This is a genomic window from Vibrio sp. ABH4_348, from assembly GCF_056159765.1.
The window spans coordinates 1,227,050-1,241,493 of sequence record NZ_JBSWVW010000002.1; the positions used below are offsets into that span (position 1 = coordinate 1,227,050).

The 14,444-nt window shown below is 38.5% G+C and carries 11 protein-coding genes; all 11 read right to left on the minus strand.

Features of this window, described 5'->3' with window-relative positions:
* Positions 1 to 17: 17 nt before the first annotated feature.
* On the minus strand, positions 18 to 773 hold the full coding sequence (locus ACXAFJ_RS19425) for a WecB/TagA/CpsF family glycosyltransferase (RefSeq protein WP_475325721.1): 756 nt from the start codon (positions 771 to 773) through the stop codon (positions 18 to 20).
* On the minus strand, positions 760 to 1,953 hold the full coding sequence (locus ACXAFJ_RS19430; protein ID WP_475325722.1) for an aspartate-semialdehyde dehydrogenase: 1,194 nt from the start codon (positions 1,951 to 1,953) through the stop codon (positions 760 to 762). The genes ACXAFJ_RS19425 and ACXAFJ_RS19430 overlap by 14 nt, the downstream gene beginning before the upstream one ends.
* Complete coding sequence (locus ACXAFJ_RS19435; protein WP_475325723.1) at positions 1,950 to 3,026, minus strand: glycosyltransferase family 4 protein; 1,077 nt, start codon at positions 3,024 to 3,026, stop codon at positions 1,950 to 1,952. The genes ACXAFJ_RS19430 and ACXAFJ_RS19435 overlap by 4 nt, the downstream gene beginning before the upstream one ends.
* Positions 3,016 to 4,365 (minus strand): phenylacetate--CoA ligase family protein, encoded by a 1,350-nt coding sequence (locus ACXAFJ_RS19440; protein WP_475325725.1) that lies wholly within the window; start codon positions 4,363 to 4,365, stop codon positions 3,016 to 3,018. Before ACXAFJ_RS19440 ends, ACXAFJ_RS19435 begins: the two co-directional genes overlap by 11 nt.
* Positions 4,366 to 4,381: 16 nt before the next feature.
* The gene (locus ACXAFJ_RS19445) at positions 4,382 to 4,870 is read right to left on the minus strand and encodes a serine O-acetyltransferase (protein ID WP_475325726.1); all 489 of its coding nucleotides are present in this window, start codon (positions 4,868 to 4,870) and stop codon (positions 4,382 to 4,384) included.
* 10 nt (positions 4,871 to 4,880) lie between these two features.
* Positions 4,881 to 5,942: a glycosyltransferase gene (locus ACXAFJ_RS19450; protein WP_475325727.1), complete on the minus strand. Its 1,062-nt coding sequence runs from the start codon at positions 5,940 to 5,942 to the stop codon at positions 4,881 to 4,883.
* Positions 5,939 to 7,252 carry a hypothetical protein gene (locus ACXAFJ_RS19455; protein WP_475325729.1) on the minus strand — a complete coding sequence of 438 codons (1,314 nt, stop codon included), beginning with the start codon at positions 7,250 to 7,252 and terminating at the stop codon, positions 5,939 to 5,941. Before ACXAFJ_RS19455 ends, ACXAFJ_RS19450 begins: the two co-directional genes overlap by 4 nt.
* The gene (locus ACXAFJ_RS19460) at positions 7,249 to 8,511 is read right to left on the minus strand and encodes a lipopolysaccharide biosynthesis protein (RefSeq protein ID WP_475325730.1); all 1,263 of its coding nucleotides are present in this window, start codon (positions 8,509 to 8,511) and stop codon (positions 7,249 to 7,251) included. Before ACXAFJ_RS19460 ends, ACXAFJ_RS19455 begins: the two co-directional genes overlap by 4 nt.
* A gap of 14 nt (positions 8,512 to 8,525) precedes the next feature.
* Complete coding sequence (gene wecC, locus ACXAFJ_RS19465) at positions 8,526 to 9,776, minus strand: UDP-N-acetyl-D-mannosamine dehydrogenase (protein WP_475325732.1); 1,251 nt, start codon at positions 9,774 to 9,776, stop codon at positions 8,526 to 8,528.
* Between the two features lie 33 nt (positions 9,777 to 9,809).
* Positions 9,810 to 10,934 (minus strand): non-hydrolyzing UDP-N-acetylglucosamine 2-epimerase, encoded by a 1,125-nt coding sequence (gene wecB, locus ACXAFJ_RS19470; protein ID WP_475325733.1) that lies wholly within the window; start codon positions 10,932 to 10,934, stop codon positions 9,810 to 9,812.
* Between the two features lie 268 nt (positions 10,935 to 11,202).
* Positions 11,203 to 14,433, minus strand: coding sequence for an efflux RND transporter permease subunit (locus ACXAFJ_RS19475; RefSeq protein ID WP_475325735.1), 3,231 nt, complete (start codon positions 14,431 to 14,433; stop codon positions 11,203 to 11,205).
* Between the last annotated feature and the right edge of the window lie 11 nt (positions 14,434 to 14,444).

Sequence of the window (14,444 nt, forward strand, 5' to 3'; positions counted from 1 at the left end):
TTCTACCCTCCTTATAGTCAATCGATTTCGGTTTTCACTTCGGTTCCAAAGAACCTAGCCTTAATTAATAACCAAGCGAACTGGCTGTTGGTAACTAAGTATCTTTTCCACATGCGGCGAGGTTCTTGAATAACACGATACAACCATTCCAAGCCCGCATTTTGCATCCAGACGGGAGCTCGAGAGACCTTGCCCGCTACCACATCAAACGTGCCACCGACACCCATTACAAACTTCACTCCTAACTTGTCTTGCCATTTATTTATGAAGTTTTCTTTTTTTGGTGAAGTAATAGCAACAAACAGCAATTTAGCGCCGGATTCCTTTATCTGATTTACTACTATTTCTTCATCATCCCAAAAGTAACCATGATGGATGCCCGCAATATGCAAGTTTGGATGCGCTTTTTGCATTCGGAGAGCGGTCACTTCAACCACTTCTTTTTGAGCACCAAGGTAAAAGACAGATAATTGTTCTTTTTCTGCCATAGCGTTTAAGTTGTGAAACAAGTCCACGCCTGCAACTCGCTCTGGAACAACATGACCAAGAAAACGCGCGCCCCAAGCTACCCCCATACCATCTATGTTTATGATGTCACAGCTTTTCACACTTTCGGCAAGAAGTGCATCTTTACGCATATTGACTATTTTTGCAACGTTAACAACAACATGCTGCGTAAATTCGTTTGCTTTTACTCGATTCTTGATCATTTCGACAGATTCGACCATTGTTGCCGAATCCATAGGTGTGCCTAAAAAGTTAATTCGTTTCATTACTCGAATCTGTATTGTTTATTAAGATAGCAAAAGCGTAATACATCCACGCTTGAGTCCAACGCATATAGTTAATTTTGTTAGTTCCACTTTTTGTTTTCTGATAAACAAATTGCGCTTTTTCAGGCATATAAAGATTGTCGATAGACCAAAGAGCTACTTTTTTTGCTAATGCTAAATCTTTATCGCCATCACCGAGTTTCACAAGCGTTATAATTGCCTGAGAAACCGAATGCGGGTCTAACGGGTAAGGGTTATCATGATAATATTTTGCAGTGCCGTCCGCTTCAAAAAAATTCTCTTTGTAATATTTAAAACCTTTTTCTATTGAAGCATCAAACTCATTGGTATTAAAGGACTTACGAATTAAATCTAACGCTTCTAGGTTATACCCTGTATGAAAGCCATCAATAAACTGATGGTGGTGGCGTGCACCATACACCCAAGAACCATCTTCACCCTGTTCATTTACTGATTGACGTGCCACAGCCAATACAAGTGCTTTGTACTCTTCATTTCGGGTTTCTGCAGCAACTACTGCAACCCATGCTGCAGCCCATAGGCTTGCGTTATGAACAAACGCTTTTTCACCTGGAATGTAAGCAAAGAATTTACGGCCAGAATGCTCAGAGTAAAGCGTTTTAACAATAAAATTAGCTGAATCAAAAGCTAGTTTCTTATATTCATCAGCTTTGGATTGATATATTTCTTTAATCTCATTCGATAAAGCAAACAGTGCTTGAGAGACATATATAGTAGTTATTACGTTTGGCTTCCCTTTCGGTACATAAAAAGCACGTGCCTTCCAGTCGAAATGGTAACCCCAACAAGCATGTCGCCAATCCTGCTTACTACATTGCTGTTCAACCAACCAATCAGCGAGCTTCATAGCTTCGTGGATATAGTTTTGGTTACCAGAAGATTTGTATTCTTCAACCATGCCGAGGATAAAAAGCCCTATTCCTTTTGGATTTCGTTTTTTAGGGACTCCTAATAATGGCCTCAAGTTAATTGGTGAACGTTTAAATAATTGTATCCAAGCTAAACCACCCCCCCCTTTTTTTAAGAAAGGTAACGCATCGAAAAGCTTGCTATTTAAGCCATCAAACGGATCATAACCAGCATAGCTAGATTCGGATGAACTCTTATGAAGTTTGTTTTTAATTGATTCTATATTCATTTAGATTCTAGCAACTCTGAATAGATATTTTCTAATTGGGGATTGATAGCTTTAAAGCTGAAATTCTTTTCAAATTTTATTAAAGCACTTTCAGCTAAGTGAGAAGCAAGTTTCTCATCCGTAAGTAAGGTAATTAATGCATTAGAAAGACCTTGTATATCCCCAGCTTCAACTAACAAACCATCAACACCACTAGTTATTGCATCAGGGATGCCACCAGCAAAAGTTGAAACAACTGGGATTTTGGCTGACATTGCTTCTAACACACCCATAGGGAAACCTTCATTGTAACTTGGCAAGCAATATACCGAAGCCTCTTGAAGCACTTGTAGTTTTTGCTCTCCAGAGATCCAACCTAAGAACTCTATATATGAACTTAAATTTAGCTTTTCTACGAGTTTCTTAGCTTCAGTTATCTCACCATCACCTGCAAGTACAAGCTTGGCTGATGGGTGTTTTTCAAATACTGCTGGGAAGCTCTTTATTAAGTCGTAAACACCTTTTCGTTCACCTATTCTGCCTAAAAAAGCAATGTTTTTTGATCTGTTCTGTTTTTTTGGAGGCAGGCTTAATTTCGGCACAGCATTGTAAACCACCTTAACATTCACGCTGTTATTAAACGTATTATCAACCCACTCTTTCCACTGAGTAGAAAGTACAATCAGGCAATCGGCTAATTTAAAGGTTTGTGCAATATGCTGTTTTTTTGAATCATTACATTCATTATGATAAAAGTCTCTAAACTCCGCACCATGCAGGTGCAAAAGCACCTTAGAGCCTAATTTTTTGCATAATCTGACTATAAGAGATTTTCGTTTGTAACTCCCCCTTGAAGCCATATGAATATGTACAACGCCGACATTAGATACAATGTGTAGCCATAACAACTTTATTAAACAACTAAAATAAAATAATAAGAGAGAAAACCTTCCAACTCGTTTGTGTGAAGCTATTAAACGAACATTATTGTTTTCAAAAAATCCACTGTTTTTGTAACCATTTAAAACTGTAGCGACGCCACCCTTCTCACCAATATCTGTACCAAGAGTAATATTTATAAATTTACGTTCCATTCCCTTCCTCAACATGACAAATAGCTTGAATTGCTTTACCACTTTTTGTCTTTTTCAATTCAGATACAAACTCAAATTTGACATCAATTTCCTGTCCTAAACGAGCTTTAATATTTTCAGTCACTATAGCTTGCTGTTCTTTATTAAAAGCTTTATCAGCAATTACATTTAACGTAATTTCACCCGCCTGGAACTGTACAAATTGACTACCAATAATCCCTTTTGCACCTTTAACACATTGATCTAAGGCATAGATTTTTTCACCTGACTGGTTAAATACATGTTGTACATCCCGGCCTTCAATTGAATCTATAACAGGATAGGTTCGACCGCAGTCGCACTTGACGTTATTTGATAAAACTACATGATCGCCAGTTTTGTATCGAATTAAAGGGTAAGTTGAATTGTTGAAATTGGTCCCTACTATTTCAGCACGTCTACGACCATCATTGGTTTCACCTGCAGGTAAAAATTCCACATAAGAGTAATCAGTGAGAATATGATACTTTCCTGCTTCACAGCTGGCTATCGCTGCAACACGTTCAAAGAGTCCGTACCAGTCAAATACTTTGCATTTAAAACGTTCCTCCAATAGTGCTTTATCATCTTGCGAAAGCGATTCAGAAGAAGTTAAGATTGATTTAATCTTACCAGGGTAAAACAGACCATTTTCTTTTAAATATTTTGCAATGGTCACTATCGAAGACGGATATGCTTGTATAACATCCACGCCATAATCGACCATAGCTTCAATATATTTAGGTAAACTCTCAGCTGTCATATGAAAAGATGACAATAAAATCATATCTTCAAAATATGAATAACGCCAAAAAGGTGCTTTTTTCTGCGAAAGTGGAACAATCAGGTCCCCTCGGATCCAAGCTCTTTTATCACCTTTCTTAAAACCAGCCCAATGTAAGCTTCTACTAATAAAAGCTTGCTCTCGAATAACAGATTCCATATTTTGAGGGATAGTTAAAGGCGAGCCTGTAGTGCCACTAGTAGAACCATAAATAATCGGACCCTTGTAGTTCGTATCTACAAAATCATTCGGAGCGTTCCTAATATCTTCTTTTGATATATACGGAAAGGTATCAATTTTTTTTGATTGGTTCTTATATTTTGGTACGTTTGCAGTAGAGTGCTTCAGTACATCTGAAAGGCGTTCTTTCGCAAAACGATCTAATTTTTCCCTGCTAACTTCATTCTCAAGTAATACTTGCATGAGGTTCTTTGATTTCTTGTTTTCTCTCAAATTTTTTCTAATTAAAGCTCTAAAGCTAAGCAGAAGATTCTGTACCCATATAGGTGACTTTGTGTATATTTTGGTAGTAAACACTGATCTAACCAATTATTTATTTTAGATAAGGAGCTATGCTATCGTCATAACTTTCATTATTAAGAATGTCATACTTAAGTGAATCTACATGGCCAATAATTTTTGCAGGAATACCAGCAACAATGGCACCTGTTGGTACACTTTTTGTTACAACTGAATTAGCGCCGATAACTGCTCTATTACCGATGATAACAGGTCCTGCTAGCACCGCACCTGGGCCAATGAAAACATCATCACCAATACTGGGAACTTTTTTAAATGGTCCTTTACCAACAATCTTGCTCCCTATACCGATTCTGCAACGTTTTCCAATCTTAGCCTTATCTATAATCACTACACCAACGCCCTTTACAACACAAAAACTCCCTTTACCTATATCTGCTGATGGTGGGATTTTCGAGTTATATAGCAAGAAGATTAATAATTGAAATAATTTTGGTACTATGGGTACTTTTCGGATATAAAACCATCTTCCGATTCTATAAAACAAAATTGCATTAGGCATCTGAATCTCTTTAACTATTTCCTATTGAAGAAAGGGTTTTCTTTAATTTTTCTGTTACTGACAACCATGTATCCGTCGTTGTACTAATACGAACTTTGTCTGAGTTAAACGTATGCTTATTTTTTTGAAATTCAAAAAGCGCTTGGCAGAAAGAATCGGGGGTATCTTCACATAAAATTCCATTATCGCTATTTAGCACTTTAGATTGTTCCATTGTTGATGTACCAATAACTGGCATACCGTTAGCTATATATTCAAGTGTTTTTGTCACAGGTTGAACGTGAAAATAATCCGTTTTAGGAATATATGACACCCCTAAATTACATTTTTCGAAGAATGGCTCAAGTTGATCGTGTTGTATTCTTCCATGAACATGAATAACATCTCCTAAACCTAGTTCTTTTACGAGAGCTTTAAGTTTATCAACTTCACAATTGGGTCCGTCACCAATAATGTCATAACTTAATACTCCATGATTTTTCGACCTATTAACATATTCAGAAAGTCCGGTAATAGTGTCGTCGATTTTTCTATTTGATAGCGTTCCAACATAAAGTAATCTTAATCCATTAAAATGTTTAACCTTGCTATTAAAAGTCGGAGAACCTAAGGGAACTACACTATATTTCTTTATGCCTAGCAATGAGGCCAAAGAATCCGAGATAATATTAACATGCGAAGCAAAATAAGATTCAAGCTTCAAAGTTGTATTATAAATAAAACGACTAAGGAAGCTTGGATCTATTGAGCCAGTTCTAATATCTAAAATAAATTTATTTTTACCAATGGAACTTCGTAGTAAGGAACAAAATCGAAAATACTTAACAAACACAATATCATTCTTGCTCAAATAAGGTCTTACTTTATTAAGAAATTCTATCCACTTAAGTATGCCCTTTTTTTCCAACTTTATGGGTATTACTTCAACTCCTGATTCTTCTATTGGCGGCAAATTAGAGTCGATACAAATATATTTAATATTAAATTCACTTTTCAAGTGCTTTGCGTAGTAATAAGTATCGATTAGGTAACCGAATTGAGATGAACACACAATCATTAAATTCTTTTTCACGAAAGACCTCTTCTAAAATCTCTAAAGTTAGTCATTAATAAAAGCAAGAAGATGGTATATGTGATTGGGTTTACATGTGAAGTAGCGCTGTAAATACTAAATAACAAAAAACTAGGAATTAAGAACAAAGCTCCACTTCTAAACATTGCTTCATAAGGTGAGTCTGTTTTTCCATTAAAGATTTCAAAACCTTTAAACATTAAAAACGCAAACAAAATTACAACACCTATAACGCCAATATCCCACAAGTAAATTGTAGCTTGTGTACTTGCGAAATTAACATTTGTTGGAATATTGATAGTCGGTATATCTCTTTCAGGTGATACTTTTGATGATGTTAAGCCGTAGCCAAATAAAGTGTTAAATGTTACTCCACCACGCTCAATATTGTGAGCTTGCCATATCCTGTTACCTAATTGCCTACTAACTTCACCCGTTTCATAATTAATTACATCGTTTTCAAAATAGCTTGCATTAATATCAACAATATACTCGCTTAAAGTTCGTCCTTCGCGATCTCCTGTTGAAAAATTACTATTATAGTTAAACAAAAGCCCTGTAAAAACTACAATAAGAATCATGCTATATTTGATTATTGTTTTGGGATTAATAAGCTCTTTTCTTGATGAAGTGCAGAACAAGATCAAAGGTAGTAATGCAATGAAAATTTTGGTCTCCATCATAAATACACAAATTGCACTAGTAGTAATAGCTAAATAATCCAATTTTGTAGATCCAATCAATTTCATCTTTTTAAAAGCTAAACAAGAAAAGTAACAAAGAAATAAAAGCAACCCCGAACTATTGCCTCCTCCACCTTCTGCGTTAAATCCAAAAGTTCCAGAAATCATATCCCAATCAAACTCACGATGTATGCTATTCCTTGCTGTAATGAAAAACTGGACAAAGACAAATGGTAACTGTACAAAAACTAACACCCTTAAACACAAATAAAGATAATAATAGTTAGATGCTGATAAATATATTTGTGTAGCAAAAAATGCTACAACAGTTGGAATTAAATAATCTTTAACTGCAATTGTTTTAAGTTCAACATTTTGAGAAATAAACAACCAATTAAAAGCTATATATAATATAAATAAGAGAAGTAACACTTGAGAATTAAATACTAACTTATTAGTTTTCTTCTTGCTAAAAAATAGCAGTAATAATAATAGTGAAGCTCCCCAATACATTTGCTTAATTCCTAAATAGCTAGCAATTAAACCAGTAAAGATAATATTTACTAGTAATATAATTGGTAGAACAATGCCCAATTCACTTTTTAAGCGGGCTGTAAAATAATTCACGTTTTTTCTCCCTTTATTAAACTCGGCTTAATATCAGCTTTTTTAACAAGAGATATACATACAAAAGATGAAATTGCGATTGAAATTGCATAAGCAATAGAAAAATACCAAACACCGCTCAATAAAGAATCTTGTAAGCCAATAAAAAGAGATAAACTTACAAAGAACATATTGAATACTTGCCAATAAAAGTCATACTTCTGTTTTCCAAGTACTACATACACATGAGTTATTGGGCCCAAAGTTATTAATATTAAAAAGTAAGGGATTAACGCTATCGCGTACTGGGCAGCGTCTCGCCAGTCCTCTCCCATAATATTAACAAATAAGAATTCTCCAAAAAATACGACTGTAAATGAAGCTCCCATTGCAAAAATTCCTGAAAGAAAGCTTATTTTAAAAAAGTTCTTCAATGCTTTCTCAGGAGCAACTTTCACTTCCCTTTTTATAACATCAGCAGTAGCACTGATAATAATGGATGCAGGTGCAATCATAAATTTTGCCGCTAATGCATAATAAGCCAATTCTCTTTTTGACACTGATAGAAAACCAACGACAATGACAAAGATAGCAGTACTATATCTATTTAATAGATGCGCTGGAATCATATACAATATGATCGATTTTGTTCTTCTGTAAAGAAGTATGCATGCTCTTAAAAATCCGACGTTATTTAGAAATCCACTTTGCTTAGTTTTGCTGTTTAATAGTAATGTTGGGAAAACATGAGCACAAGCGTAAGATAAAATTATTGCGATATGACCGTAATAACCTAAAAGGTATGAAGCAAAAAAAACACTCGGCAAGATAATAGCGCGCATTATTCGCATCACAGCATTTCTTTTAAAGTCTCCCTCTAAAATATTATTTTGAATATAAAACTCAAATAAAACTATAGAAATAATCACGTAAAGTCCCGTAATTATTTGAATAGCAAAATCATCATTCTCTATTATTAGTGCTGCTATAAATGCTAATAAAATGGATGTAAAAAAAACTATCTTAAGAAGAAAAGTTTTTAAAAGCCTCAGAGTTAATTTGCTTATTGAATAAATAGAATACTCTAAGCGAAGGGATGCGATTACAACCAAAATTGTATAAATGGATATAGCAAAGCTATATTGTCCAAATGCCTCAGGCCCTGAAAGCTTTGCTATAAATGGAAGACTAAAAAATGATAGAAGCTGCGCAAATGCAACTCCAGCTCCAGTAGTTAAGTAATCACCAAAATTATCAATTTTTAGCCTACCAAAAAACATATTTACTCAATTCTCTAAATGATGCCGCGGCTATCAATTACAACTTTCTTGGCAAATTCTGTTTTATCTGCATTTTTAAATTGTTTATGGTCAACTAAAACAACAACAATATTTGCTTGCTCTAAAGCATTTTCTAATGATGCGAGTTCAACAACAGTATCAGTTAGCTTATTAGGCAGTGATTCGATGTTAGGCTCTACAGCAACTACTTTTCCTACATCTCGTTTTGCTAGTTCTTCAACAATTTGCAGTGCAGGGCTCTCACGTAAATCATCGATATCTGCTTTAAAAGCAAGGCCTAAACATGCAATTACAGGTCGTTTAAACTCATCAGCCGCTTTAGTAATTTGGTCAATTACATAATATGGTTTTGCATCATTTGTTAAGCGAGCTTGTTTGATAATCTGCGCTTCATCTGGAGCACTATCCACAATAAACCACGGGTCAACGGCGATGCAATGACCACCCACTCCAGGACCAGGATTTAATATGTTTACACGAGGGTGACGATTAGCGAGTTTTACCAATTCCCAAACATTGATTTTCATCTTGTCGCAAATAACACTTAGTTCGTTTGCAAATGCTATGTTTACATCACGGAAAGAGTTCTCAGTTAACTTAGCCATTTCAGCGGTACGTGCGTTCGTTACGATACACTCTCCACGAACAAATGTTTCATACAATTCTTTGGCTCTTTGACTACAGGCAGCAGACATACCGCCAATTACGCGGTCGTTGGAAACTAACTCCTGCAATACATAGCCAGGCAATACACGCTCTGGACAATGTGCGACTTTAATATCTGCGCTATCGCCAACTTGTTGAGGAAAGGTTAAATCAGGTCTTGCTTCAGAAAGCCATCCTGCCATTTTTTCTGTCGCACCGACTGGAGAAGTAGACTCCAAAACAACTAAATTACCTTTTTCTAACACCGGTGCTATGGCTTTTGCCGCCGCTTCGATGTAGGAAAGATTAGGTTTATGTTCGCCACTATCACTGTGAATAAAGGGAGTGGGTACAGCTACCATAAACGCGTCTGCAGCTTCTGGCTCTAGTGCCGCCTTAAGGTTACCTGTCGCGACTACCCCTTTCACAACAATGTCTAAGTCAGGTTCAACTATGTGAATTTTGCCCTGATTAATGGTATCTACGGCTTCTTTATTTACATCAACACCAATGACTTGAATGCCGCGTGAAGCTACAACTGCGGCTGTTGGCAAACCAATATAACCAAGTCCAATTACAGATACTTTTTCAAAACTCATGATTTTTCCCAAATTTATTTAGAACAGAATTTGCTAAGACGCAGCCAATACGTCAAGAATGCGTTGGCATGCTTTGCCATCACCATATGGGTTATGTGCTTGGCTCATCGCTAGGTATTTGTCGTTGTCGAATAGTAACTCATTAACAGAGTTGACTATTTTTTCACTATCCGTGCCAACAAGTACGACTGTGCCTGCCGCTACTGCTTCGGGCCGTTCTGTAGTATCTCGCATTACAAGTACAGGTTTACCAAGTGAAGGGGCTTCCTCTTGAATACCACCAGAATCGGTCAAAATTAAATGTGCTTTATCCATTAGATAGACGAATGGCAGATATTGTTGAGGTTCAATGAGGTAGATGTTGCTGTAATTTTTCAACAAGCGGTTTACTGGCTCTTGAACATTCGGATTTAGATGTACTGGGTAAACAATTTGTAAATCTGGATGTTGATTTGCCAATTGTGAAAGAGCTTTACAGATGTTTTCAAAGCCACCACCGAAGTTTTCTCTTCTGTGCCCAGTTACCAAAAGTAGCTTTTTATCTTCGTCAACAAATGGGAATACGGCTTTTAGGGTACTGTTTAAATCGATGTCGTTACGTACTTTTTCAACCACTTCTAACAACGCATCAATTACTGTATTACCAGTGATGTTGATATTCTCAACTTTATAACTTTCTTTAAGAAGGTTTTGTTTGGAAGATTCTGTAGGCGCAAAATGATAGGTAGTTAGGGCACCGGTGAGCTTTCTATTTGCTTCTTCTGGCCAAGGAGAATAGATATTACCTGTACGGAGTCCCGCTTCAACATGCCCTACTGCTATTTGCTCGTAGTAAGACGCGAGAGACGCAGCAAACGTAGTTGCCGTATCACCATGTACCAAAACCACATCAGGTTTGAATTCTTGTAGTACCGGTTTAAGTTCAAGTAGGATTCGAGCTGTTACGTCATTTAATGTTTGACCAGCTTTCATTAAATTCAAATCAAAGTCTGGCGTAATTTCAAACAGTTCTAGTACTTGATCGAGCATTTCGCGATGTTGCGCGGTTACGCAACACTTGGCATCAAACCTGTCGTCACTCGCAAGCACTTTTACTAGTGGCGCCATTTTAATGGCTTCTGGTCTAGTACCAAAAACCGTGAGAACTTTCTTAGCCATCTCAAATCCCTAACCAACCAACTGCGCTTTAATATTTTTGTTAACGCTTCAAAATAGAAAAAGGGACGCACTTCTTGTGCGCCCCAAAATAAGCGAAACAATTTTAATTGCAACTGGTTTAACAGCAAGTTAGCACAACTAGATAATGCGACACATATCACATACAGCCAATAGTGATAGTCATCGAAAGACATGTTTCTCACTAATGAGACTCGGACTTTGTCGACGCGGTACCAGTCTCGAACAATTTAAAGAAAATATTCGAACACTACCCGTACTTTGATTTATAGACAGTAAAGTACACCACAGGTATCACCACCAGCGTCAGCATCGTCGAAACCAATATCCCGAAGATTAGGCTGATAGCAAGCCCGTTGAAGATAGGATCATCCAAAATAAACACAGCGCCTATCATGGCGGCGACTGCGGTTAGCATGATAGGTTTGGCGCGAACTGCAGCAGATTGGATTACCGCTTGGGAGAACTCCATACCTTCTTCGACTTGTTGATTGATGAAATCCACCAGCAAAATAGAGTTACGAACGATGATTCCCGCCAAAGCTATCATCCCTATCATAGAAGTAGCCGTGAATTGTGCACCAAGGATCGCGTGGCCTGGCATGACTCCGATGATGGTTAGTGGGATTGGCGCCATGATAATCAACGGCACGAGATAAGATTTAAATTGAGCAACCACGAGTAAGTAGATCAAGATCATTCCTACTCCGTACGCAATGCCCATATCGCGGAATGTTTCGTAAGTAATAGTCCACTCCCCATCCCACAAGACCGCGACATCAGTTAGCCCATCCGGTTGGTTGATGTAGTACTGTTCAAATCCTAACTGCTCCTCGATTGCAAAACCGATTTCTGCCATGCCGTATAGGGGGCTATCGGTTTCACCAGACATGTCACCTACTACCATAATCATAGGTACTGAGTTTTTATGAAGGATATAGTCATCAGCTTTGGTTATGTGTACCGAAGCAAACTCACTTAAGCGATGGACAGTTCCAAACTCGCTGGCGACTTCAAGCGATAACAAATTATCTAAATTAGATTTAGCAGCTTCCTGCGCTTCTATTCTTATTGGCACAGGGTATTTGGCAACGTCATTTCGCAAGTAAGAAATGGGTTTGCCTCCCACTAGAGTTGAAATCGTATCCACAGTTGACGAATACGGTACCCCCAGTTGCGCTGCTTTATTTCTGTCTATCTTGATTCGCCATTGTTGGTGGCTCTCTGGTAAATAGATATCAACATCCACGATGTCAGTTGTTTGTTTGAACAAATCTCGTACTTTTCTCGCAGCGTCAGCACGGATCTCCTCTGTTGGCCCATAAACTTCGGCAAGAATCGGTGACCATACCGGAGGGCCGGGCGGCACCTCCACCACTTTTACTTTTCCGCCATAAGGTTTGGCAATTTGGTTAAGTGATTGTCGAATGCTGCTGGCAATGGTGTGGCTATCTCGCTCTCTTTCAGATTTATCTACAAGATTGACCTGGATATCGCCTTGATGGGCTTGGCTGCGCATAAAATAGTGACGTACTAAGCCGTTAAAGTTTATTGGCGCCGCAGAGCCTGCGTAAATTTGATAGTCTCTCACTTCTGGCGTTGTTTTAATTTCGTCCGCTATTTCAAATAACAAACGTTGAGTTGTTTCTAAGGTCGCACCTTCCGGCATATCTAAAATCACCTGAAATTCCGATTTGTTGTCAAACGGCAGCATTTTTAGGATGACGGCTTTGCCTACAGGCAAAAGAATCGATCCAACGATCATCGCGATAACGGCAATGCCAAGTAGGATTTGATTTCGAGTTTGATGTTTTGACAACACAAAGGGAGAAAGGATTTTGTGGAACCAACTAGAATCATCTGACGTTGGCTGAGAATTAGCGCCAGATGTAGCCACGTAGTGTTGTTTAAGAACTTTGGCAGACAACCACGGCGAGAGAACAAAGGCGACTGCTAATGAGATCATCATCCCCATTGACGCATTGATTGGAATTGGACTCATATACGGCCCCATCAAGCCGGATACAAATGCCATCGGAAGTAAGGCTGCAATGACCGTAAAGGTCGCCAAAATCGTGGGGCCACCAACTTCATCCACCGCTTTTGGAATAATTTCTAACATGGAGGATTGTTTGCCCGCAGCCTGATCCAGCGCCATGTGTCGGTGAATATTTTCGACCACGACAATCGCGTCATCCACCAAAATACCGATTGAAAAGATCAATGCAAAAAGAGACACGCGATTTAACGTAAAGCCCCAAGCCCAAGATGCAAACAAAGTCATGGTCAGCGTAACTACAATCGCCGTGCCAACGACAAAAGCTTCTCGCCAACCCATTGTCAGTAACACTAACAAAACCACGGCGGTAGTGGCGAACGCCAACTTACCTATCAAGGTGTTACTTTTGTTTTCCGCGGTTTTGCCATAGTCTCGGGTCACTTCCACTTGTACCGTATCCGGTATCAATACGTTATGGAGCTCGTTGACTCTTTGTTCTATCTCTTTCGCTACATTAACCGCGTTTTCACCCGCCTTTTTGGCAATCGCGATAGTCACTGCCGGCTTAAGTGTTTGTTTATCTCCGAACCATACACTTTGTGACACTTCGCTAAGGTTTAGCTCCACCTCTGCCACATCATCAAGGTAAATAGGATTGCCATCACTTACACCTATTACCAAATTTCTGATTTCAGACACATCGCTTAACCACTGCCCGACCCTCATCGGCAGAGTTTGGTTGTCTTGGGTAAAGGTTAGCTGAGGCGACTGTACGTTAGCTGCCTGAAACACTTGGTTGAGCTGCTGCACGCTAATACCAAATGTATTCATTGCAGCGATATCTAGGCGGATATCAACAACCGTTTGCTGATCGCCCACGGTATAGACATCTCTGGTACCCGAAATACGTTTAAGCTCAGTTTCCAAGCCGTGTGCCACGTCAGACAAGAGTTGGTGCGAGTTGTAATTTGAATCGTCTTCACCGAGAGGTCGTTTGTCATGCAGGGTCAACGTCACTATGGGGACATCTTCTATCCCCTTAGGCTTGATTATTGGGTCGCCAACGCCGCTATTTTGTGGCAACCAATCTTTATTGGAATATACCTTGTTGTATAAACGTACAACTGCGTCGTTTCGCGATACGCCAACCTCAAAAATGGCGACAATTAGCACTCCATCGGCTTGCGAAAATGAATAGGTTTTATCAATGCCCTGTATCTCAGAAATAACTTGTTCTGCTGGATAGGTGACCAATGCTTCAACCTCTGATGGCGTCGCACCTGGAAAAGGGATAAACACGTCAGCAAAAGTTACATCGATTTGTGGCTCTTCCTCTTTTGGAGTCACGATGACGGCAAAAATGCCCATCAATAGCCCAACCAGTGCAAGGAGCGGTGTCATTGCCGAATTTTGGAACATAGCCGCAATAGAGCCAGAAACGCCTAATCGTTCAGGCTTGAGGGTATCGTTTGGAGAACTCATCGTCATTTCCT

What these genes read in the sequence shown, in the direction of transcription:
- wecB (WP_475325733.1), bottom strand. Translation starts at nt 10,934, where the DNA reads ATGGCTAAGAAAGTTCTCACGGTTTTTGGTACTAGACCAGAAGCCATT.
- ACXAFJ_RS19425 (WP_475325721.1), bottom strand. Translation starts at nt 773, where the DNA reads ATGAAACGAATTAACTTTTTAGGCACACCTATGGATTCGGCAACAATG.
- ACXAFJ_RS19445 (WP_475325726.1), bottom strand. Translation starts at nt 4,870, where the DNA reads ATGCCTAATGCAATTTTGTTTTATAGAATCGGAAGATGGTTTTATATC.
- ACXAFJ_RS19460 (WP_475325730.1), bottom strand. Translation starts at nt 8,511, where the DNA reads ATGTTTTTTGGTAGGCTAAAAATTGATAATTTTGGTGATTACTTAACT.
- ACXAFJ_RS19435 (WP_475325723.1), bottom strand. Translation starts at nt 3,026, where the DNA reads ATGGAACGTAAATTTATAAATATTACTCTTGGTACAGATATTGGTGAG.
- wecC (WP_475325732.1), bottom strand. Translation starts at nt 9,776, where the DNA reads ATGAGTTTTGAAAAAGTATCTGTAATTGGACTTGGTTATATTGGTTTG.
- ACXAFJ_RS19430 (WP_475325722.1), bottom strand. Translation starts at nt 1,953, where the DNA reads ATGAATATAGAATCAATTAAAAACAAACTTCATAAGAGTTCATCCGAA.
- ACXAFJ_RS19475 (WP_475325735.1), bottom strand. Translation starts at nt 14,433, where the DNA reads ATGAGTTCTCCAAACGATACCCTCAAGCCTGAACGATTAGGCGTTTCT.